Source organism: Ningiella ruwaisensis (assembly GCF_004798935.1).
In the GTDB taxonomy this organism is placed as follows: Bacteria; Pseudomonadota; Gammaproteobacteria; order Enterobacterales; family Alteromonadaceae; genus Glaciecola; species Glaciecola ruwaisensis.
In genome coordinates this window covers 595,287-618,763 of sequence record NZ_RAHT01000001.1, presented here as the reverse complement: position 1 = coordinate 618,763, position 23,477 = coordinate 595,287, and the positions used below count along the sequence as shown (strand labels likewise).

The 23,477-nt window shown below is 42.6% G+C and carries 20 protein-coding genes, 1 other RNA gene and 1 riboswitch; of the genes, 18 read left to right on the top strand and 3 right to left on the bottom strand.

The window, feature by feature from the left end:
- Positions 1-148 precede the first annotated feature (148 nt).
- From pspA to maiA, 7 genes are all read left to right on the top strand, one after another.
- The gene (gene pspA / locus D6V41_RS02670; RefSeq protein WP_136249906.1) at positions 149-880 is read left to right on the top strand and encodes a phage shock protein PspA; all 732 of its coding nucleotides are present in this window, start codon (positions 149-151) and stop codon (positions 878-880) included.
- Between the two features lie 113 nt (positions 881-993).
- Positions 994-1,233 carry an envelope stress response membrane protein PspB gene (gene pspB, locus D6V41_RS02665; RefSeq protein ID WP_136249905.1) on the top strand — a complete coding sequence of 80 codons (240 nt, stop codon included), beginning with the start codon at positions 994-996 and terminating at the stop codon, positions 1,231-1,233.
- The gene (gene pspC, locus D6V41_RS02660; protein ID WP_136249904.1) at positions 1,230-1,697 is read left to right on the top strand and encodes an envelope stress response membrane protein PspC; all 468 of its coding nucleotides are present in this window, start codon (positions 1,230-1,232) and stop codon (positions 1,695-1,697) included. The genes pspB and pspC overlap by 4 nt, the downstream gene beginning before the upstream one ends.
- Positions 1,698-1,964: 267 nt before the next feature.
- A complete protein-coding gene (locus D6V41_RS02655) occupies positions 1,965-3,887 on the top strand; it encodes a propionyl-CoA synthetase (protein WP_136250080.1) in 1,923 nt (640 codons plus the stop codon).
- A gap of 161 nt (positions 3,888-4,048) precedes the next feature.
- Entirely contained in the window at positions 4,049-4,849 is an 801-nt protein-coding gene (gene phhA, locus D6V41_RS02650; protein ID WP_136249903.1) for a phenylalanine 4-monooxygenase, read from the top strand.
- A gap of 235 nt (positions 4,850-5,084) precedes the next feature.
- Positions 5,085-6,638 carry a transcriptional regulator TyrR gene (gene tyrR / locus D6V41_RS02645; RefSeq protein ID WP_136249902.1) on the top strand — a complete coding sequence of 518 codons (1,554 nt, stop codon included), beginning with the start codon at positions 5,085-5,087 and terminating at the stop codon, positions 6,636-6,638.
- 122 nt (positions 6,639-6,760) lie between these two features.
- Positions 6,761-7,417: a maleylacetoacetate isomerase gene (gene maiA, locus D6V41_RS02640; RefSeq protein WP_136249901.1), complete on the top strand. Its 657-nt coding sequence runs from the start codon at positions 6,761-6,763 to the stop codon at positions 7,415-7,417.
- Positions 7,418-7,521: 104 nt separating this feature from the next.
- Here the strand turns inward: maiA and D6V41_RS02635 are convergent, their stop codons facing one another.
- Positions 7,522-7,980, bottom strand: coding sequence for an Lrp/AsnC family transcriptional regulator (locus tag D6V41_RS02635; protein WP_136249900.1), 459 nt, complete (start codon positions 7,978-7,980; stop codon positions 7,522-7,524).
- A 301-nt stretch (positions 7,981-8,281) separates the two neighbouring features.
- On the opposite strand from D6V41_RS02635, the gene D6V41_RS02630 reads away from it, so the two are divergent.
- The gene (locus D6V41_RS02630) at positions 8,282-9,334 is read left to right on the top strand and encodes a Glu/Leu/Phe/Val dehydrogenase dimerization domain-containing protein (RefSeq protein ID WP_136249899.1); all 1,053 of its coding nucleotides are present in this window, start codon (positions 8,282-8,284) and stop codon (positions 9,332-9,334) included.
- Positions 9,335-9,416: 82 nt separating this feature from the next.
- Positions 9,417-9,513: signal recognition particle sRNA small type (gene ffs, locus D6V41_RS02625), an RNA gene on the top strand.
- Between the two features lie 10 nt (positions 9,514-9,523).
- Here the strand turns inward: ffs and D6V41_RS02620 are convergent.
- Positions 9,524-9,784, bottom strand: a complete 261-nt coding sequence (locus D6V41_RS02620) for a late competence development ComFB family protein (RefSeq protein WP_136249898.1) — start codon at positions 9,782-9,784, stop codon at positions 9,524-9,526.
- Positions 9,785-10,022: 238 nt separating this feature from the next.
- Between D6V41_RS02620 and D6V41_RS02615 the strand changes: the two genes are divergently transcribed.
- From D6V41_RS02615 to D6V41_RS02585, 7 genes are all read left to right on the top strand, one after another.
- Positions 10,023-13,007: a TonB-dependent receptor plug domain-containing protein gene (locus tag D6V41_RS02615; RefSeq protein ID WP_136249897.1), complete on the top strand. Its 2,985-nt coding sequence runs from the start codon at positions 10,023-10,025 to the stop codon at positions 13,005-13,007.
- A gap of 405 nt (positions 13,008-13,412) precedes the next feature.
- Positions 13,413-14,177, top strand: a complete 765-nt coding sequence (locus tag D6V41_RS02610; RefSeq protein WP_136249896.1) for a DUF3450 domain-containing protein — start codon at positions 13,413-13,415, stop codon at positions 14,175-14,177.
- A gap of 6 nt (positions 14,178-14,183) precedes the next feature.
- Positions 14,184-15,575 (top strand): MotA/TolQ/ExbB proton channel family protein, encoded by a 1,392-nt coding sequence (locus D6V41_RS02605; protein WP_136249895.1) that lies wholly within the window; start codon positions 14,184-14,186, stop codon positions 15,573-15,575.
- Between the two features lie 2 nt (positions 15,576-15,577).
- The gene (locus D6V41_RS02600) at positions 15,578-16,102 is read left to right on the top strand and encodes a MotA/TolQ/ExbB proton channel family protein (protein ID WP_136249894.1); all 525 of its coding nucleotides are present in this window, start codon (positions 15,578-15,580) and stop codon (positions 16,100-16,102) included.
- An 11-nt stretch (positions 16,103-16,113) separates the two neighbouring features.
- Complete coding sequence (locus D6V41_RS02595) at positions 16,114-16,515, top strand: ExbD/TolR family protein (RefSeq protein WP_136249893.1); 402 nt, start codon at positions 16,114-16,116, stop codon at positions 16,513-16,515.
- Position 16,516: 1 nt separating this feature from the next.
- Entirely contained in the window at positions 16,517-17,131 is a 615-nt protein-coding gene (locus D6V41_RS02590) for an energy transducer TonB (protein WP_136249892.1), read from the top strand.
- A gap of 2 nt (positions 17,132-17,133) precedes the next feature.
- Positions 17,134-18,411, top strand: a complete 1,278-nt coding sequence (locus D6V41_RS02585; protein WP_136249891.1) for a tetratricopeptide repeat protein — start codon at positions 17,134-17,136, stop codon at positions 18,409-18,411.
- Positions 18,412-18,512: 101 nt separating this feature from the next.
- Here the strand turns inward: D6V41_RS02585 and D6V41_RS02580 are convergent, their stop codons facing one another.
- A complete protein-coding gene (locus tag D6V41_RS02580) occupies positions 18,513-20,633 on the bottom strand; it encodes a GNAT family N-acetyltransferase (protein ID WP_168710940.1) in 2,121 nt (706 codons plus the stop codon).
- A gap of 83 nt (positions 20,634-20,716) precedes the next feature.
- On the opposite strand from D6V41_RS02580, the gene D6V41_RS02575 reads away from it, so the two are divergent.
- A complete protein-coding gene (locus tag D6V41_RS02575) occupies positions 20,717-21,133 on the top strand; it encodes an acyl-CoA thioesterase (protein WP_136249889.1) in 417 nt (138 codons plus the stop codon).
- Positions 21,134-21,205: 72 nt separating this feature from the next.
- Positions 21,206-21,307, top strand: a riboswitch (TPP riboswitch).
- Between the two features lie 49 nt (positions 21,308-21,356).
- On the top strand, positions 21,357-23,450 hold the full coding sequence (locus D6V41_RS02570; protein WP_136249888.1) for a TonB-dependent receptor: 2,094 nt from the start codon (positions 21,357-21,359) through the stop codon (positions 23,448-23,450).
- Positions 23,451-23,477: the final 27 nt, after the last annotated feature.

The following is a 23,477-nucleotide window of genomic DNA, read 5'->3' as shown; positions in this document are numbered from 1 at the left end:
TAAAAATAAAATAGATAATAAATTCATGAGTTTATGCGTTATTGATAACTTGGCAGAGTATTTGTATAACAAAGGCTAAGAGAAATAAAAACACCGAATTTAAGTAAAAACGATTCACCGTTTATTATACGACAAGAGGTAAGTTACCATGGGTATATTTTCACGTTTTACGGATATTATTAATTCGAATATAAATGCACTGCTTGATAAAGCAGAAGATCCTGAAAAAATGGTGCGTTTAATTATTCAGGAAATGGAAGACACGTTGGTTGAAGTTCGAAGCGCCTCTGCCAAAACAATTGCAGCGAAAAAGGACGTTACGCATCAAATCAACAAATTAAAGGCAGAAGCCAATGACTGGGAAAGTAAAGCAGAGTTGGCGCTTTCTAAGGATAGAGAAGATTTAGCCCGCGCTGCTTTGCAAGAGAAATCTAAAGCGAACGAAGCGGCTGAGTCTTTACAGCACGAACTTCAAATTATTGAAGAAGAGTTGTCTAAACTGCAAAGTGAAACATCACAGCTGCAAGACAAGCTAGCTGACGCGAAGAGTCGCCAAAAAACGATTATTATGCGTCAAAACACAGTAAGCTCACGCTTACAGGTGAAAAAACGCTTAGACTCAGGCACTGTAGATGCTGCGATGGGAAAGTTTGAACAATTTGAACGTAAGATAGACGATCTAGAGTCTCAGGTAGAGTCTTATGATGTCGGCAAGCGCTCGCTTAAAGATGAATTTGCTGATTTGGAGTCAGACGGCAAAATTGATGATGAGTTAGCCGCATTGAAGAAAAAAATGCAGGGTAGTAACGATAGTGGAACGAGCGCGGCTAAAAAATCAGCTAGTGTGACGGAAGTTAAATCCAAATCGAAAAAAGCGTAAGCTATACTTTTTTAAGGTCTCTTGTATCAGGAATATATGAGAGACCTCAATCAAGGCAATTTTTATAAAGATTTACATTAGCGAGAAGAAGCAAGGTTTCGAGGAGAATTCAAATGGAAGAGCTATTTGTCATATTAACAGGTTCATCACTCATCATATTTACACTGTTTGTTGCACCCATTTGGTTAATACTTCACTACCGCAGTAAAAAACACGTCAGTCAAGGATTGAGTCAAAACGAGATGCATTTATTGCAAGAGTTGGCCACAAAAGAAGAGCAGATGTCTGAGCGAATTAAAACCTTGGAAGCTATTTTGGACTCTGAGTCACCTAACTGGAGAGAACGAGCATGAATACAAAACGCAGCTTATATAGAGATCCTCAAAGAGGAAAACTCGGCGGAGTATGCGCTGGTTTAGCTGAATATTTAAATATAGAAACATGGCTAGTCCGCATTCTGACCTTTACTGCTTTTTTGCTTACCAGTGGTCTGTTCGTTTTAGTGGTATATATCGCAGCTTGGTTAATATTGGAAAAAAAACCACACGATTTTGCTCATACTCAAGGTAATAGCTACGTACCATCGGGAAATCAGGGTGGTCAGTATGTAGGTAAGGGTTATACAAATGCGAATGGTGGGAGTACAGATGATAAAGTGCACGTGAAGTCGAAAGTATGGGAAGCGGGAATGCCACCCAAACAAGCTTTCACGAATATTCAGCAGCGTTTTATCAGAAGTGAGAATCGTTTGCGCAAATTGGAAAGCTATGTCACCAGCAACGAGTTCCAGTTAAAAAGAGAAATTAATCGACTGTAAACGCGTTGCTCCTCCCTTACTAGACTAAAGTCTAGGCATGCCTTTCCGCTAATCAGATAGCCTGTATTCATACAAAAACCTCTCATAATTGCTAATGAGGGGTTTTTTTATGCAGATTCGGAAAATGCATTATTAGCCAATAGTATTATTAGAGAACGGCTCACAATTGGTTAACCTGCTGCTAACGTTTAAATAATTAAATTCTATCAGTATCGCCAATCTAAAGGCACTCACATGATAGATTTTCCACTACAGGCGGCAGAATGTATGTCTTATCAGAAAGAATATAACGCATCCATCCAAAACCCAGTTAAGTTCTGGGCAGATAAAGCTAAAGCTCTCTCTTGGTATAAATCACCCCAAACTATTCTGAGTCAGGATGAAAACGGCGCGGATAGATGGTTTGCAGACGCGCGTTTAAATACCTCTTATTTGGCTCTTGATTACCATGTGGAACAGGGGCGAGGGAATAAAACCGCTTTAATTTACGACTCGCCTGTTAGTGCAAGCAAAGAACGCTATAGCTATCAGGAACTGCGTGATCAGGTTGCACTTTTCGCTCAAGTACTTGCTAATCAACATGTAGGGAAGGGGGATACGGTAGTCATTTATATGCCCATGATCCCACAAGCACTAATTGCCATGCTTGCGGTTGCTCGTTTGGGCGCTATCCATTCTGTTGTATTTGGCGGCTTTGCTGCAAACGAACTAGCGGTAAGGATTGATGATGCTAAACCCAAGGTGCTCATCACGGCATCCTGTGGAATAGAGGTGAGCAAAATAATTGCCTATAAACCTATGGTAGACGCGGCCATCTCGCAAGCTAAGCACTCGGTAGAAAACATTATTTGCGTACAAAGAGAGCAAGGTCCTGCCAAACTAGATGGCGAATTCGAACTGGATTACCACGAGCAAATGGCCTTTGTTGAACGCTCTGGACAGAAGGCAGATCCGGTTGAGATACAGGGTAGCGACCCGCTATATATTTTATATACTTCCGGTACTACAGGTAAACCAAAAGGGGTAGTCAGAGACAACGCCTCTCATGCAGTCGCGCTTAAGTATTCGATGTCTGCTGTTTATGATATCAGCCAAGATGATGTATTTTGGGCAGCATCTGACGTGGGTTGGGTCGTTGGCCACTCTTACATTGTTTATGCGCCTTTGATACACGGTTGTACAACTATCTTATATGAAGGAAAACCAGTAAGAACACCCGATAGTGGTGCATTTTGGCGGGTAGTTGAAGAATACGGCGTTACTGCGCTGTTTGCTGCTCCAACTGCGTTTAGAGCGATCCGCAAAGAAGACCCTGAAGCGAAAGAGTTGGCCAAATATGACCTCTCCAGTCTGCGTACAATTTTTATGGCAGGAGAGCGGCTTGATCCGCCAACCTACGAATGGACACACAAGCATACGAAAAAGCCTGTGATAGATCACTGGTGGCAAACAGAAACCGGCTGGGCGATATGCGCGAATTGTTTGGGGCTTGAGGCAATGAGTGTTAAACCGGGCAGTGCAACAGTCCCCGTGCCGGGATTTAATATTCAAATCCTAAACTCAATGGGCGAGTCGCTTGGTGCAAATGTTCAAGGCAGTATTGCAATAAAACGACCTCTTCCGCCAGGATGCCTACCAACCATTTGGGGGGATTTTGAGCGCTTTAAGCAAAGCTATTTAAGTGAATATCCCGGGTTTTATACGTCGGGCGATGGCGGATATATCGATGAAGATGGGTATTTGTTCATTATGGGGCGCACTGACGATGTCATTAATGTAGCGGGACATCGCTTATCTACAGGCGAAATGGAGGAAGTGATTGCTTCTCACGATGCGGTTGCTGAGTGCGCTGTTATCGGTATTCACGATCCTCTGAAAGGTCAGGTACCCATTGGTCTAGCCTTGTTAAAAGACGGTGTCGACATCACTGAAGAACGGCTGCAGGATGAGCTGGTCGCTATGGTGAGACATTCCATTGGCGCTGTTGCCTGCTTAAAGCGAACAATGATAGTAAGTCGATTACCTAAAACACGTTCTGGAAAAATTCTTCGCAAATTGCTTCGTCAAATTGCAGACGACGAAGTATTGAATATTCCATCGACTATCGACGACCCACAAAGTGTTGATGAAATCAGGAGTGTTATTAAACACAATGGCTTGTTAAAGACTAAAGTGAATGAGGCGGTCTAAAGTCGAAATACGCCTGATTTGCGGGAGCGATAAGTTAAGCGCATGTAAAAATTATATTACAAAAGCTACTGGTAATACCAGATGTGATTGGGTGCGGTGAGTCTAACTATTTACACTTTTTGATTACCATATAGTCGTGTTCAACTAATTTACAGCGATTTATGTCAGAGCAAACGAAGTATGTTTCAAAGCAAGTAAATGAAGACGGTTTTATTGAATGGTCAAAAGATGAAAACGAGCGCTGGTCTCGTTTATATCATCGACAAATAGAATTGCTCAAAGGACGTGCGTGCAATGAATATATGCAAGGCATTTCTTTATTGAATATGCCTGCGGACAAAATTCCGCAATTACCTGATATTGATAAGGTGTTACAAGAAACTACTGGCTGGAAAACAGCGCCAGTTCCTGCGCTTATCAATTTCACCGAGTTTTTTACGCTCTTGGCAAACAAGCAGTTCCCGGTCGCGACTTTCATCCGAAGCGAGGAGGAATTTGATTATCTGCAAGAGCCTGACGTATTTCATGAAATATTTGGCCACTGTCCACTCCTTACTAATCCAGCATTTGCGCATTTTACGCATACCTATGGTAAACTCGGGCTTGCTGCCAATAAAGAAGACCGCGCTTATTTAGCCAGACTGTATTGGTTCACAGTGGAGTTCGGATTAGTCAATACCGATGAAGGCTTGCGTATTTATGGCGGAGGCATATTGTCATCTCCTGGCGAGACGATTTATGCACTAGAAAGCGATAAGCCAGAGCGCGTCGATTTAGTGCCACTTGATGTACTGCGTACTCCTTATCGCATTGACATCATGCAGCCCATATATTTTCAACTGGAGCGCTTTAATCAGCTGTTTGATTTGGCTGAATTAGACATAATGTCCTTAGTCGAGCAAGCGAAAGCGTTAGGCCTCTTTGAACCTAAATTTCCACCCAAATTAAAACAAGCAAGTTAAAACGCACAGTTAAAGGCGCCTCGGTCTTTTTTTGAGGCGCTTTCATCAATTACACTTCGCTGATTTCACATCCTACAACATTACAAAAATGTCACCTATTGAGAGCCATTGCGGGTGATCTAGGGATGCCCCTGCGCGTATTTAATTGTGTACAAGTTAAGCTTGGTTTACACATTTATATTGCACTCGTTTTGATACTCACAGTGCTTCAAAATTTCTACAGGACAATCAGTTTATGCGTTTGGAAATTAGTTGTGAAGACAGATTAGGCATCACGCAGGACGTGCTTGATATACTCACAGATTACCATATTGATTTACGTGGTATTGAAATTGATGCTATGGGTAAAATTTTTCTCGATTTTCCTACCATTGAGTTTACCGATTTTCAGGTTTTAATGCAGAAATTGCGACGCGTCGACGGAATCACTGACGTAAAAACTACGCCTTTCATGCCCATTCAAAGGGAGCGTAATCAGCTTCGGGCAATATTGCAGACACTCCCGGATCCGGTTTTATCAATTGATACACACGGCAAAGTGATACTTTTCAATGATGCTGTTAAACGAGGCTTAGAGCTTGAAGCTAAAGACATCATCGGTATGCATATTGATGAAGTGATCACCGGTTTCAATTTTACCAAATGGCTTGAGGGCAAAGAAATTTATGCGCAAACGCAACGTGTGAAATTCATAGAGCAAGATTATATTGCAGATTTACTTCCGGTAGATGTACCCGACTCAGACAAATCGATTTTGGCCGGTGCAGTAGTCATGCTCAAGTCAGAAGTTCGCTTAGGTCAGCAAATGACTATATTTCACAGAAGCGCAAGCAACAGTTTTGATGCGTTTGATGCCCATTCTAACGCCATGAAAAAGGTGATTAGAGAAGCTAAACGCATGTCGGAACTAGACGGTAATATTCTCATAACCGGCGAAACCGGAACCGGAAAAGAGCAACTTGCAAAAGCCTGTCATGATAATTCGCGCCGCAGTGAAGGTGAGTTTGTATCAGTGAACTGCGCTTCATTACCCGATGATGTATTGGAAACCGAATTATTTGGGTATGCGCCAGGCGCGTTTAAACAGGAAAATGGAAAATCGGGATTATTTGAACAAGCTGCCGGTGGCACGCTTTTATTTGACGAAGTGAGTGAAATGTCTGCACAACTTCAAGCCAAACTGTTGCGTGTTTTAGAGTATGGTACTTATCATCAGGTTGGCGATAGTCGGGTAAAGTCTATAGATTGCAGAATTATTTGTACTACGTGTAAAGATCTCGCCGATTGCGTTGAAGAGGGGTCGTTCAGAGAAGATTTATATTATCGATTAAATGTATTGTCGCTTGTTGTACCGCCCCTTAGGGAGCGAAAAGCCGACATCGTTTCTTTGGCGAATCGTATTTTATTGCAACACAGCAAAAAGCTGGGTATTGAAGTACCCAAACTCAGCAAATCCTGTGTCGAGTATCTACAGGGCTATCCGTGGCCGGGTAACATTCGTCAGTTAAAAAACGCGCTATATCGCGCCATCTCTTTGATGGAAGGTAGTGAAATTACAAAAGAAGCCATTCAGGTACCTTCTTGCAGTGCAACCGTTACTTACATTGATGAAAACTTTGACGGTACATTGGAGCAAGAGGTTAAAAAGTTTGAAAAGGATATGCTGCGACGACTTTATCCCTCTTATCCGAGCACTCGGCAGCTCGCACGCAAGCTAGGCTTAAGTCATACCGCAATTGCGAATAAACTAAGAGAATACGGAATCAACAAGACCACTGTGAAGTATTAGTGTGAAGAATTAAGGGATCATCCGCTTTGAAAATTCAGAGCGGATGCGTTTTACTATTGCACTAATTACAACACCCATAACTAATACAACAAGACTAAAGTTAACAAAACAAGAGAGCTTAAATGAGTTTAAAATTATACGGCTACTGGCGTTCATCAGCTTCCTACCGTGTTCGAATAGCCCTTAACTTAAAGGCCCTGGACTTTGAGTATGTGCCGGTGCATTTGGTTAAAAATGGTGGCGAGCAAAAAAGCGAAACATACCAGCAACTGAATCCAAGCAAACTTGTACCCACCTTCGTTGATACAGACGCCGATATCATGCTCAATCAATCTCTTGCGATCATTGAGTATCTTGACGAAAAATATCCCAAACCCAATCGCCTGATCCCTGAACATGCTCAGGACAGGGCGAGAGTTCGCATGCTCGCTTATGAAATCGCTTGCGATACTCAACCGCTCGCTAATTTACGCGTGCTGAATAAGTTACGTGACGAATTTAATGCGGATGATGACGCTGTTAAATCGTGGGCCAAATATTGGATAGAGGAAGGTTTTACCGCACTAGAGAGAAAACTTGAGACACGAGCGGGTAAATTCGCATATGGTTATCAGGTCACACTGGCAGACGTGTGCATCGTGCCTCAGGTATATAACGCGCTACGTTTTGGCGTTAAAACTGAGCAATTTAAGCTAATTTCCAAAATCTATGATAATTGTTTGGCGCTTGAAGCATTTGAAAAAGCCATGCCAGAAAATCAGGCGGATGCGCACAGTTAGCATAGCTAGATGCGAAAAAGCAAGGTTCGGATAAAGATAGGTTTAAGTGAAAAGACATCCTCATCACCTTAATATTGGTCGATAAAGATGTCTTTGCTTATGTCTTAAATCGGCAGCTGTGTGGTGTTCTTTACCTGCTTTAGAGCAAAAGTTGAACTCAAATGGTCAACTAATGGCAAGGAAGTCAAACGGCTTTTAAGAAGATGCTCGTATTCTTCTATGCTTCTGACAATCACTTTTAGAAGATAATCCTTTTCACCGCTTGTGGTATGGCATTCGATGATTTCATCAATGTCTTGCACTGCGTTCTCAAATTTTGTGAGCGAGTCCCCGTCATGATTTTTAAGCGTGACATAAATAAAAACAGAAACGCCAAGATTGAGCTTTTTAGCGTCTAGCAGTGTTACTTTTTGGCGTATAATACCTTCAGCTTCCATTCGTTTGACACGACGCCAGCATGGAGTGTGTGATAAACCGACATATTGTGAAAGTTCAGCCATTGATACGGTGGCATCCTTTTGCATGACTCTTAATATTTCACGATCAAACTTATCTAATTTCATAAACCTGTGCGACTCAATTGGGTGAAAAACTTAAGAAGTGCTTCGCATTTTAATTTGTGCGCCTAACTTTCGCACGTAGAGGATCAAAAGTAAGCGAATGGCTTCTAAGCACCAGTTTTAATATTCCGCTCTATTATAGGATGCTTATCCTATAAAGTGGAAACAATAAAAATACTTTTTTAACAAAATAAAATGTATAGCCTTGATTTATGCAATAACTGTCCTCAGCATTGTCAGATACTATGGCAGGCTGATTGAGAGTCAATCAGGCATTTATAACAATAACAACAGAGGTCTAATAATGTCGCTTTTTGAACATCCTGATTTTGATCAGCATGAGCAAGTTTCCTTTTTTCACGACGCAGAATCTGGTTTAAGCGCGATTATTGCCGTACATAACACTAAGCTTGGCGCTAGTCTCGGCGGATGCCGTATGTGGCCTTATGCGAATTCGCAGGAGGCACTTACCGATGTGCTTCGTTTATCTAAAGGAATGACCTACAAAGCCGCAATGGCGGGCTTGCCACAGGGTGGCGGTAAAGCGGTCATTATTGGTAATCCACGACACGATAAAACTCAAGCGTTAATGTATGCTATGGGTAAGGCGGTCGATACCTTTAAAGGACAGTATGTGATTGCAGAAGATTCCGGTATTAGCGTACAGGATTTGCAGTATATGGCTACGCAAAGCCACCACGTAGCCGGGACATCAGCAAAATTTGCTTACGATGGGAGCCCTGCCGATGGAAATCCTGCTCCATCAACGGCCTATGGTGTGTATATGGGAGTAAAGGCCGCTGTAGAGCATGTCATGAATTCTTCATTAAAAGGAAAGACGGTGGCTATTCAGGGAGTGGGGCATGTTGGTTTGCGCCTTGCTCGTCATCTTCACAAAGCGGGAGCAAACCTGATAGTTGCGGATATTTTCAATGAGGGGGTTGAGATCGCCAAAAATGAATTAGGCGCGCGTGTAGTAGACCCGCAAGAAATTCATGCGATGGAAGCTGATGTCTTTGCACCTTGCGCAATGGGAGGGGCAATCAATGATAAAAGCATCAGTGAAATAAAAGCGCCAATTATTGCTGGGGCTGCGAATAACCAGTTAGCGAGCAAACAAATGGATAAGCTTCTGCTTGAAAAAAATATTGTTTACGTACCCGATTATGTGATTAATGCAGGCGGAATTATCGATATTTATCATCAGCGCAATGAGAGTAGTGCACAGGCATTACGCGCGCAGTTAGAGCAAATTGGCGATACGGTTAAAAATATCATTACACGTTCACAAACTGAGAAAAAGCCAAGCGAAGAAGTGGCAAACATTCTTGCAGAAGAAAAGTTTAAATTCAGTTGATGCTATGCTTGCAAGGGCGCGCTTAGTTCGTCATAATGCGCGCCTGCTGAAAATGCAGTAATAAAATTAGTTCTATGGTAGGCCTTAGTTCTCCCGCAATGACAACTTAGGAACCCGGTCAGGCCCGGAAGGGAGCAGCCGTACTAGGGGACTCATGTGCCGGGAACGGGCTGAGGTCTGCCACCACTTTTATTCATTTTTATCCAGAAACTTCAATGCCGACCGAATGGCGTTTTCAACATTCATTTCCATTTGCTGCCGCTCTGAATTTGGCAAATAAAAGGCCATATCCACATTGTGTCGTATGTAGCGCGGAGGAAGTTGGTTAAGAACTAAACAACAAAGGTCTGCAATTTGTTCATCATCTTTGTTTTTTACAAGTTCCATTTGTTCTAACTTCTCGAGCATCATTTGTTCATAAAAGTTATGAATATCATTATGTAATTTCACCTTATATTTCCCCGACATAGCTGTTTTGTTCAATTCTCATACTTATCGACTGAAGATGAAATATGTTAATTGCAGTCTAAAATTTAACTTAAAGTGTGAAACATCAGCATGTAAAGACTACTTTTTGCCATTGACCATTTAGCACTTATGTGTATATATTATGTTCATTGAACGAAAGTTCATGTTATATAAATCAATACGAAATTGATAAATAATAATAATGTCTAGGGAGACATGCATGTTTACAAATAATAGATTAGCCAAAGCTGTAAGGCTGGCTTGCGCCTTTGGTGCTGCGTCAGCGATTACCCTCTCTGGTTCTGTGTTAGCACAGGAAGAAGAGACAGAAGAGGATGTCGAGAAAATCCAGGTTACGGGTTCTCGTCTTTTATCTAACTCAAACCTTGCTGCAGCAACACCTGTACTAAGCGTATCTGGTGAAGAAGCTGGTTTTCGTGGAAACCTTCGTGTAGAAGACTTTGTTAACGTTCTTCCTCAGGTGTTTGCTGGACAAGCATCAGAAGTATCAAACGGTGCATCGGGTACGGCAACCCTTAACCTTCGTGGTTTGGGCGCAAACCGTACTTTGGTGTTGATTGACGGTAAGCGTCTTCCTTACGGTTCATCGCAAATTAGTGCAGCAAACGTGGACTTGGTTCCTACTCAAATGCTTGAGCGCGTTGACATCCTGACAGGTGGTGCATCTGCGGTATATGGTTCTGATGCGGTAGGTGGTGTTGCAAACTTTATACTTCGTGATGATTTTGAGGGTGTAGAGTTTGGTGGTCAATTCAGCTCAAACTACAACAGCAATGACGATGATTTCTGGGCAAGCGTGTTAGAAGCTGCAGACCAACCGGTGCCAAGTTCTGGTTTCGATGGTGAAGAAACACAAATTTACACCATGTTCGGTGCTACTACAGCAGACGGTCGTGGTAACGTAACAATTTTTGCTCAGTATGAAGATCGAGATGAAGTTATTCAGGCTGACCGTGTTTATTCTGCTTGTTCTCTAGGACAAAGCAACGGCGCCCAAAGTTTCGGTGGTTTTGGTTGCGTAGGTTCAGCAAACTTCCGTTTATTTGGCGGTCCAGGCGGATTTGGTTTCCAGGAAGCAAACGGTAATATCGTTCCTTATGCAGGTGGTCCATCACAAACATTCAACTTTGGTCAGTTCAACTTCTTCCAAAGACCATCAGAACGCTATCACTTCTACGCGAAAGGTGATTATGAAATCACTGACGATTTAGAAGCTTACGCTGACTTCTCATATGTTAACAACACGTCTGATGCGCAAATTGCACCTAGTGCTTCATTTGGTATCGGAGCATATGACATAAACTGTGATAACCCGCTTATTCAAGGGAACTCTGGCGTTGCATTCACCGACATCTTTGGCTGTACAGCGGATAATATCGCAAATGGCGACATCGTTAGCGGAATCACTGCTTCTCACCGAAACGTAGAAGGTGGCTCACGTAATTCAAGACTAGAAAACAGCACTTGGCGCTTTGTTGGTGGGTTTAAAGGTTTCATTGACGACATTTGGGCCTGGAATGCTTTTGGTCAAATTTCTGAAACGCGTGATCAAAGCTCAGCGACTAACGACTTTGTAATCGATAACCTACAGCAAGCATTGTTAGCCACTACCGACGAAGCCGGTAATGTTGTATGTATCGATCAAAGCGGCGGCTGTGTACCTTATAATATCTTCCAGCGTACATCTGGTGGAGAGTCTTTAGTTACAGACGATCAGTTGGATTTCATACAAGGTATTGGTATTGTTAATGGCGAAACCTCACAGAAGATTTTTGGTGCAGATATCCAAGCTAACCTAGGAGACTATGGTATTCATAGCCCGTTTGCTGAAAGCGGCATTGGTGTATTGTTTGGTGTGGAATATCGTAAAGACGAACTTGCTTCTTCACCAGATGAAATAAGCCAGATCCCTGGTGGTGGTTTCACCGGTGTGGGCGGCGCTACTACTGAAGTATCTGGTAAGATTGAAGTTCGCGAGTTCTTCGCAGAAGTTCAAATACCTTTAGTTGAAGATGCTGCATTTGTTGAAGAACTTACTTTCAGTGGTCAATATCGCTTCTCTGACTATGATGCTTCTGGTAATGGCGTAGAAAACAGCTTTGATACCGATGCTTTCGGTTTATCACTAGCGTGGGCACCTGTTGAAGATGTACGTTTACGTGCACAGTTCCAGCGAGCTGTTAGAGCACCAAACGTAATTGATTTGTTTACCGCGCAAGATGCTGGTCTACTTAACTTAAGCCCTGCAGGCGTTAACTCTGCTGGCGAACAGTTGTTTGACCCTTGTGCATCAGCAAACCCAATTGCGTCACTTGAAGTTTGTCAAAGAACAGGCGTTACTGCTTCTCAGTACGGTACAATTCTTGATGTAATTTCCGGTCAGACTCAGGCAATTACTGGTGGTAACCCATTACTGGATCCTGAAACTGCCGACACAGTAACTTTGGGTGTAGTATACACTCCATCACAAATTGAAGGATTATCAATCAGTGTTGATTACTTCGATATTGAAGTTGAAGATGCAATCTCAGCCGGTATTCCAGCGCAAACTGTTTTCAACGAGTGTTTGGAGACAGGCGACCCAACGTTCTGTAGTTTGATCAACCGTGCTCCGTCTGGAACCTTGGCGGCTGGCACTTTAGGTGTAGGCTTCCAGGCAACAAACCTGAACATTGCTACTCTTGAAACGTCAGGTTTCGATATTCAAGTTGGTTATAGCTTCGATGTAAGTGATATGGGTTCTATCAACCTAGATTATGCAGCAACGATTCTTGATACTCTTGATACCGTTCCATTCCCTGGTGGTACACCAATTGAATGTGCCGGTTTCTTCGGAAATGAGTGTGGCGCACCAAATGCTGAGTTCCGTCATCGCTTCTTAGCAACTTGGAGTACTCCTCTTGATATCGATATCACTGCTACATGGCGTTATTTCGGTGGTACAGATAATGACGACACCGGAGATACATTAGAGTCTGAGTTTGATACGGTAAATTACATTGACCTTACCGGTACTTACTATGTGAACGACAATCTTCAGCTGCGCGCTGGTGTGTTGAACTTACTTGGTAAGCAGCCTCCAATTTATTCCGGTGCAGGTCCTGCTTTAGGAAACGGTAACACTTATCCAACTGTGTTTGATACCAGCACAAACTGGTTCGTTTCATTCAAGGCTACTTTCTAAGTCTAAACATAGCTTAGAAGTTTAAAACAAAAAACCAGTCAACTTGACTGGTTTTTTTTATCTCTTTTTTTGGTAACGAAATTTTTCAATCGAGCTTTTTATTCTTCTCATCTGTGACTAAGACTCTTGTGAAATATGGCTAAAATATAAGCGTCGACCGTCCAAAGCTTCAACAAATTTTACGCCAGAGCTTTTTAACATTCGCACAGTGCGCAGATTTAATCGTTTTCAAGTAAAGTTTTTACGTACATATCCCACGGATTTCTTGACATTTATGTAACATCCTGTGACTATTTGTGTGTTGCCCTGACAAAGCTCGGGCAAAAATATGAACAAAATAAAGCGCAATGACGATTGTCATATGTAGCAATTAACTAGACTAAAACGGTTGGGAATATGTCCAAAATGAGCAAGAGAACTCACATTGCTTCTTGTGTGTTAGGCGCAATTGCCTTATCTGCAAGTAGCGTTGCATTCGCGAACCCACTTGAACAGTTACAGGAAGAAGAACGTAAAATTCAAGTTGCGGCGGCCAAATCACAGCAAAAAATCAATAATTTGTTTGAGCAATCTCAAGAGTTGCTTGTTGAATATCGAGCAGTTGTTGATCAAACAGAAAACCTCAAAATCTATAACGATTACCTTGCAGGTTTAGTGGCTGACCAACAGCGTGCCATTGATTCACTACAACGCCAAATCGATTCAATTGAAGATACCAAGCAAAAAATTGTTCCGCTCATGTATAAGATGATTGATAGCCTGGAGCAATTTATACAGCTAGACGTGCCAATCAACCTGGAAGAGCGTTTAGCGCGTGTTGAGCGTTTACGTACGCTGATGACCCGTTCAGATGTAACAGTATCTGAGCAATTTCGTTTAGTGCTTGATGCATATTCAATTGAAAATCAGTACGGCCGTACTATCCAGTCTTACGATGGAACAATCAACGTTGGCGGAACGGATGTATCTGTTGACTTCTTTAACTTAGGTCGTACCGCTCTTTTAGCACTCACTCTTGACCAGTCAACAGCTTACGTTTGGAATAACGAAACGCGTGCCTGGGAAGAGTTAGGCGGCGAATATCTTGATTCAGTTATTACAGCTGTAAGAATGGCGCAAGGTCTAGTGCCAGAAGATCTTATTGAACTACCAATCAAAGCAGCGGAGTAAGGGTTAATGAAAACAACAATAAAGACACTTGTCGCATCAGCATCCATTGCTTTGGTAGCAGGTTTTGCAAATGCGCAATCATCACCAAATACACTTGATGAACTTCTTCAACAAGTAAAAAATGACCGTGTATCTCAACAGCGCATCAATGAAGCGCGCGAGCGAGAGTTTATGGACGAAAGAGCAGATAAGCAGGCGCTTTTACGTCGTGCTCAAGCCGCTCTTCAAGCTGAAGAAGAACGTGGAGATCGCTTACAAAATCAATTTACTCAGAACGAACAAACCTTAATCGATAAAGAGACAGAACTTGATCAAGCATCTGGAACTTTAGGTGAAATGTTTGGTGTAGTTCGTCAAGCATCAGCAGACGCTTACGGTGTTATTTCAACATCGATTGTAAGTGCTGAGTACCCAGGACGTGACGAATTTCTTGCTGAAATGGCACAGGATTCAAAAGGTCTTCCAAACATTAACGAGTTGGAAGAATTATGGTTAGCCCTTCAAACTGAAATGACTGAGTCTGGTAAAGTTTCTCGCTTCACAACAGAAGTAGTAGATCTTGACGGTGGTTCAACGACTCAGGAAGTTGTTCGTATCGGTACCTTCAACTTAGTTGGTGAGCAAGGTTACCTTGTTTACAACGATGAAGACGACAAAATTCAGCCGCTAGGTCGTCAACCTGAAGGTTATCAGGTTGCTTCAACGCAAGACCTAATGGATGCAAGTAGTGGCTTTGTTGGTACTTATGTTGACCCATCTCGCGGCGCAATTCTTGAATTGTTCAAGCAGAAAGCAACTTTGTCTGAGCGTTATCATGCAGGTGGTATCGTTGGTTACATTATTACTGGCTTACTAATCATTGGTCTGCTTATTGGTGTATTCAAAATTGTTTCACTTACCGCCGTTGGCGCTAAGATGAAGTCTCAATTGAATAACATTGATAATCCTTCGAACAGCAACCCACTTGGTCGCATTTTGACAGTATATCAAGCAAACAAGTCTGCTGATTCAGAAAGTTTGGAGCTTAAACTGGACGAAGCTATTCTTAAGGAACTTCCTCGTATTGAAGCGGGTATTAATATCATAAAAATCTTCGCCGCAATTGCACCGCTATTAGGTCTTTTGGGTACGGTACTAGGTATGATCGCGACTTTCCAACAAATCACGTTGTTCGGTACTGGTGACCCACGCATCATGGCAGGATCGATTTCAATGGCTCTAGTAACAACTGCACAGGGTATCATTGCAGCATTGCCGTTGATTCTTATGCACAGCATCGTTGCAGGTCGCAGCAAGTCTATTGTTCACATTCTTGATGAGCAAACGGCTGGTATTATCGCTCAGCACGCTGAAAATGAGCGTCCAGTAACTACGACGACTACTCCAGGGAGAATGTAAAGATGTTATACCTGATTGGATTATGGGAATCTGTCAGGGAATTCATCGCAACCGGCGGTGACGTACTTTACGTCGTTGCTGCCGCGCTCTTTCTAATGTGGGTGTTAATGATTGAGCGCTATTGGTATTTAACTTCAGTGTTCCCCGGAATTAAGAAGCAAATTATTTCCGATTGGGAAGCACGTGAAGATACGACCTCTTGGTACGCGCATAGAATTCGTGACGCATGGATTTCACAAGCAGCTGATGGTTTACAAGCAAGATTGTTAATGATCAGAACTTTAGTGGCAATGTGTCCTCTAATAGGATTATTGGGTACAGTTACCGGAATGATTGGTGTGTTTGAAACCATGTCAACACAAGGTACTGGTAACCCTAGATTGATGGCCGCAGGGATCTCGATGGCTACTATTCCAACAATGGCAGGAATGGTTGCAGCACTTTCAGGATTGTTCTTTAGCTCACGTATTGAAGCAAAAGCAAAAATGCTGAAAGAGTCATTAGTTGATAGCTTGCCGCATCATTAAACGAGGTTGTTATGGGACGTAAAGTAAGAGAGCCAGAAGAAGAAGCAGCGATTGATATGACGCCGATGCTCGACATCGTGTTTATCATGCTTATCTTCTTCATTGTAACAACCGTTTTCGTCAAGCAAGCTGGTATTGAAGTGAATAAGCCAGAAGGTGAGACGGCGGTGCAGTATAAAAACGCCAATATTTTTATCGCTGTTACTGAAGACGGTGATGTTTGGATGGACCGCAGAGAGATTTCAATTGATGCGGTACGAGCTAACCTTGAAAAGCTATTACTGGAACAACCGACTGATGTTGTGTTTATACAGGCTGATGCAAAAGCAAAACACGGCTTGGTGATCGAAGTAATGGATCAGGTTAAAGCTGCAGGTATTGAACGTGTAGCAGTTGCGACGAGGGGCGAATAAAATGGTTAGATTTTTAGTCTCGATTTTATTAGGCGCAGGTGTTGCTTTCACACTTTTTGTTGTGATGGCAAAGCTTGTTGAAAATACAGGTGAACCTGGCGAAAAGCCGCCACCTCCGCCAGTGATCGATATCGTCATGAACGAACCTGATGACCAGGCAAATACTCGTGTTAGAACGCCGCCTCCGCCTCCACCTCCTCCTCAGGAGCCACCAAAGGTTGAGTTGGTAGAGCCAGACCAAGCTGAACCAAACACCGACGGTTTCAGTTTAAGTATTCCAGGAGTTGATACTGGTGGTGTGAACGTCGGTATAGGCGGAATAGGAGATATGATGCGTGACGGTGATGCAACGCCGATCGTTCGTATCGAGCCCAAATATCCACCAGAGGCCGCTCGTGACGGTAAAGAAGGTTGGGTGCTTTTATCTTTTTCAATTAACGAAGTAGGTGGTGTTGAAGACGTAGAAGTTTTAGATGCTGATCCAAAACGAGTTTTTGACAGAGAAGCTAAAAGGGCCCTTAGAAAATGGAAGTATCGTCCAAAAGTGGTTGATGGAGTCGCTCAAAAGCAAACTGGATTGCAGGTAAAACTAGATTTCACATTGGCAGGTAATTAATTATGAAATTATTGAAGAATACGTTTCAAAGAAAATCTGTCGCGCTGTGTTCACTTGTAATGCTTAGTAGCGTGGCTGCAAATTCTTTTGCACAGTCAAATCCAGCAATTGCATGCCCTGGCTATAAGCAACCTAAAACTCAAATTTTGAGTGAAAGGACAGGTAAAAAGCTTCAGTCTGCAATTGAAGCTTACAACGAAGAAAAACTGAGTGAAGCTATCTCGATTATCAGAGAAATTGATCCTAAAGAAGAGTTTGATAAGGCAGCGGTAGATCGTTTGTACGGTCAAATGTTGTTGATGCAGGACCCTAAAAACGCTCCGCAAGCTTTGACGCTTCTCGAGGGTGCCGTTAAGGCGAAAGTCCTTAATGATCGTGATCAGGCAGACTTATTGCAATTAGTCGGCGATTTGTCGCTTCAGGAAGAGAAATATCGTGAAGCGATAAGCTACTACAATCAGTGGATGGAATTTACCTGTAAAGAAGAAGAGAAAATGTACACGCGCATGGCGCAGGCATATTCTGAACTTCAGCAGTACGACAAGGTAATTGAAGCCGCTGACAAAGCGATTGCGTTGCAGGAAAAGCCGGATAAAAATCCTTACGCGTTGAAAGTAAACGCCTATCATGAAACCAAGAACTATCCAGAGGGTTTGAAAACGCTCGAAACACTGGTTCAGCTTTTTCCTACAGAAAAGCAATGGTGGACGCAGTTAGGTTTTTACTACATGTTGACTGAGGATTATCCAAAGGCGCTATCAACCTTTTCACTGGCTTACAAGCAGGGATTTGTTCAGCGTCCAGCTGAATTCAAGGCACTTGTGCAGCTTTATGCCAGTCAAGAAGTACCTTTTAAATCCGCTGAGCTTCAAAAGAAGTTTATGGAAGCAGGTGAAATTGACAACGACGCTGATTCAATAGCAACGCTTGCCAACAGTTATCATCAGGCGAAAGAGTTTAAAGAAGCTGCGCAATATTATGCACAGGCTGCTCAAAAATCTAACGATCCTGAGATGTACAGAAAGCAAGGCGCGTTACTGCTAACTGCGGAAGACTACAAAGGTGCAATCACGGCGCTTGAGAGAGCATTGGCTGCGAATATTAGTGACCCTGGGAAAGTACATTTCTCGTTAATGGAAGCTAATTTCTATGCGGGTAATTACAGAGACGCATTTGAACATGCTGAAGAGGCTGCAAAGGACGCTCAGCTGCGTAGAAATGCAAACGCCTGGATCCCGTATATCAAGGAAAAAGCGAAAAATAGAGGCATACGCCTTTAATAATCGGTAATTTTTAAAGCCCGTTCTAAACGGGCTTTTTTGTGCTCTTTCGAAGCATGTTCAAGTTATGTTTTAGTCAAGTGTTTTTGTAAGTCACAAACTCAGTTTCGCATTGAACGCATTTGAGTTTTAATCAATTCGCTTAGATTGGCCTTCTCTTCAGCACTTAGATGCTTTTGATGTAAGGCGTCAAAACTTTTTAAAACCTCTTCGTTCTTACACTTAATTAAATCTGCATAGATAAATGCTTTTGCCATTTTGAAGCTTACTTCCCCATCTAAAAAGCGCTTTATTTTCAAATTAATTTCATTTGAAGAGTCATTTAAATGTGCAAGCCTAGCCCGCAGTGATTCAGGGATAAGGGAAAAAGTTCGTGGACCGTACTTTCTTAGATATGCCAGTGTTACTGCCGCCATGTTCTGCAGTTTTTGCACATTTAATTGTTTGCATGTCAAAGAAGTTGATTGCTGATGCACATACAACGCGCTAAGTGTTCCGCTACTGGTGTCTACACGTTGACCAAGTTTAACCAGATCGTAGCCTTGAGAATACCAAAAATTGTCTAATGCAGGGCTCAAGCCAAAAGAGGTGATAAGCTGTTTGCTGACATTCAGTTTTTGAAGCTGAGTGAGCATATGCGAGCCAATCCCGCACCGACGGTAATCTTGATGCACTGCAATACGATGTATGCGCAAGAAAGGATATCTTAATATCTCAGGTTCTTGTGTAAGTTGGCTTAGCGCTTGCGCAGACAAATGTCCTTGAACACGTCGACGTCCTTCACTTATTGCCTTGCGTATCGTCGGGTCTGTGAAAACGCTTTCTCCTCCTTCATCGATAGTACAAATGATGCCAAGGGGAAGAGTAAGTGCAGGATGCTTCATCAACCAGATTCGATTATCAGGCGCATCTAACATTCTCAGCATATCCGTAGGTGTAGATTGATAATGTGCGTGCATGAGCAAAGAAAAGCAGCTATCAAAAAGCGACTTAGAGTTTACTAGCGCTTCTTTATTTATTTCTTGCAAATGTGCACTTTGGACTAAAAGCTTTAGGTCGTCTTTGTTTTCTGCGGTGTCTTCTGGCTTATTTGCCATTTCAGTAGTGGGCATCCTTGGCGCAAACAAGTTTTGCATAACAGATTCAAGTGCATCGTTGTCATCCCACCTGAGCGCTTTGGTAAGGTTTAGATGTTTTGCAACCCTTGAATGCTTGGGTAGCCAGCGCTGCATTAAACCCATTGCGCTGCCTTCATAGCCGTCAGTGGTACTGGTCATTATTACAAATTGAGAATGTGAAACGATATTGTCCAAACACATTGGCGCAATACTGCCTGCTTCATCTACAAGCACAATGTCATTTTTCGAGATTTTACTGGCTTGGTCGGGCGCCAGATGGGCGATCGTATTTTTGTTACCAGAGATGTCACACAAATATTGGTTTACTACGTCAGACTGGGCTTTACTCGGCGCGCATAAGTATATTCTGTGCTGATGATACATGGTCGTATCGCTCAAAATATAGTGAGCAATTTGCGCCAGCAGCGTAGATTTACCTCTTCCTCTCGAGCCTGTAACAACAAAAAGTTGTGCTTCTTTTTTCCAGGTTTCGCAAACTAACTGTAAAGCATCTTCTTGCGTAAAACGTTTGATTGACCTGACTTCATTTTTCTGTGGTTGAGGGATCGCTGGAATGGGCAATTGAATACCTTGCCTGCCATACCAGGCGGTACTTGCGTTATTTAAAAGCACTTTTTTAAAGTAACGAGCAAAATAACTGACTTCTACTGAGTATTTATAGCTAGTTGGAAAACCAGATTTATGTGCGTAATATGTCTTCCAAATGGACGCTGGAGGGCAGATAAGAACGAATAGGCCCATACCTTTAACCAAACCAGAAGCTGCGTAAATCGTGTTTGGATTTAATCCTTCCATGCAGTCAAGTACAACGACTTCATGCTCCCGGCCGAGACTTTTTAACACCTTATCTGTGGACTCAATCCGCGCTTTAACACTAGTCTCGTGATTGTGCTTATCCGCATCAGCATTCAGCTCTTTAAACCATTCTTTGTTGCTATCACTAAAGACGGTGATGTCATTAAAATAGTCAACGATTTGTTTTAAAGCTACACCAGTTTCATGATGGGTTTCTTTGTCGTGCTCAATAACGAGTAATTGCCGTGAACGTGTGAGTTCATGTCGCTTTTTCAGCCAATCAGACAATGCTTCTAGGTCTGCACAAGGAATCATTCGAAAAATAGGGTATGATCAAATTATCAAATTAGTTTACATGTAAGAGAGCACATATGCGATTTTTATCAAGACGATTGGTTATGCCTCAAGATTTAAATTACGCCAATTCGCTGTTTGGTGGACGGGCCTTGGAATGGATAGATGAAGAGGCGGCTATATACGCAATTTGTCAATTAGAAACCAATTGTTTGGTCACCAAGCATATTGGTGAAATAAGCTTCGAGTCACCAGCCACCATGGGCGATATTGTGGAGTTTGGCCTTGAAACCAAACATGTGGGGCGAACTTCAATCACGGTCAGCTGTTTGGTGCGCAATAAAGCAAGCAAAAAAACAATTTGTTTGGCTGATGATATTGTTTTTGTCGCAGTTGATCCTGAAACACGTCAGCCAGTTCCCCATGGCAAAACGCCTGAAATTTTAAAAGCGCAAACCGAACAGGAGATAAAACAATTAAACTTATCTTCGTGAAGATATTGACTTAAAAGCTCGCATTGTTATTATTCTCGCCTCTTGAAGTGTTGCTTCAAGAAATGAGAACGATTTTAAACCAAGGGGTGCAGCAAACGCTGCTGAGATTCGATTGAAAACCCTTATTCACCTGATCCGGTTAGTACCGGCGTAGGAATGGTTGACTCAAATCACCTTTTACCTGCCGTAATACCGGGTCTTTTCATATAGAAGAGATCCAAATATGCAAAATTTATCAACACTTTATAAGAACCGTTTTCTGACTTCGCTTGCATGTAGCCTTGCATTGGTGCAACCCGCTTTTTCACAAACTCAAGCGAGCACAAATATTGATGAGGTCGAGCGAATCATTGTGACGACAGATTTATCAATGCGCGCCTTATCGGAATTACCTGGAAGCAATATTGTGCTGAGCGAGACGCAGATTGCATCGCAAGAGGCGCGCCATCTGCAGGATATATTAGCGATTGCGCCAAACGTCAACTTCACCTCCGGTTCAAGTCGTGGAAAGTTTATTCAGATTCGGGGGATAGGGGAGCGCAGTCAATTTGCTGAGCCCATTAATCCATCAATTGGCCTGCTTATTGATGACATTGATGTCTCAGGCTTGGGAAGTTTAGCGACCTTATTTGATTTGAAGCAAGTAGAAATTCTTTCGGGTCCGCAGTCGGTCGCGGTGGGAACGAATAGCTTGGGAGGGGTAATTAAACTGGTAAGTAACCCTGCATCGACTGAAGAGTCGGCACTGCTCACGACTTCCCTAGGACAATACGGCGCATTTCAATTGGGCGGTGTTTATTCAAACGCCATCACAGACAGCACTTCTTTTAGAGCGAGCATTCAAAATACAAAAGAGGACGGCTTTGTAGAAAACGCGTTTTTAGATGTTGATGATACAAACAACATTGACGAAACAAGCGCGACACTGTTTTTTAATACACAGATGAATAAAAGCCTGTCACTTGATACACGCTTCTATTTTTTTGATATTGATAATGGCTACGATGCCTTTTCATTAGACAATGACAATATTACCCAATCAGACGAGCCAGGTTTTGACAAAACCCAAGCCTATGCGGCAAGCATCAAAGCGACGCAAACATTCGAAAACGCACAAGCTGAAATTACCGCATTCTATCTGGATGGTGAGTTTGATTATGCTTACGATGAAGACTGGACGTATCCGGCCTTTCATCCTTTTACTTATTCTTCTTTTGATCGATATTTAAGAGATGTGACAAGAAGTGGCCTTGATGCCAAATTAAACGGTAAATCAGATAAAAACTGGGTGTTAGGACTGAGTTACCGAAACACAGATGAAGCACTACTCAGACAGTATACGTTTAACGAGGGCGATTTTAGCAGCGTTTACACACCTCATTCACTGGCGGTTTTTGGGCAATATGGCTTTACTGTCTCTGAGGACATGGCGATAACAGTGGCCGCTCGTGTGGAGGAGTTTTCGGCTGATTACTCTGATTCAGATGCGTTCGCACAAAAACTATCAGATACCTTGGTAGCGGCTTCAATCACTCTTGATTATCAACTTGCCAACGCTTTATTGTTTACCAGTCTTTCGCGAGGGTACAAAGCAGGCGGTTTTAATTTAGACGAGCGTCTGTCCACTGATGATCGTACATTTAATCCTGAGTATAACTGGAACATAGAGGCTGGCGTAAAAGGCGAGTTAGAAAGCTTTGATGGTCGTTATCAGGTGACGCTTTTTCACATGAAGCGTGATGATGCGCAAGTGAATGATTTTGCTGTTTTTGAAAATGTGCTTGAAGATGGAAGCGTGGTGACTTCTTTTGCTGACGCTATCAGAAACACAGATACAGGAATTAATCAGGGAGTTGAACTAACCTCGCAATGGCAATTAAGTCCGTCTTGGCAGCTTATAGCCAATCTTGGTTATTTAGATGCGACCTTTGGCGATTACGAGCGACTGGATGGGTCATTTGTGCCAAAGCAAGACCAGGCGCAAGCTCCCGAGTTTACGTTTTATATGGCCTCAACGATGGCACTTTTCCAGCATTGGACGTGGTTTGCAGACTTAAGCGCCAAAGATGATTATCGCTTTTCTGATGGGCATGAAGAGCGCTCGCCATTTACAGCAATTGTAAACACCAACCTGACGTGGGAGAAAAATGAATACCTGGTTCGGCTGTGGATTAAAAACGTGTTTGATCGGCGTGTTTATACTCGCGGATTCGGTGGATTCAGTAACGATCCAAGAGATGAATATGCGTTTGACGAACCTTACTTCCAATTTGGACAGGAGCGTCAAGTGGGTGTGAGCTTCCAATATCAATTTTAAACCTCGCACCTAGTGTATGTTTATCTA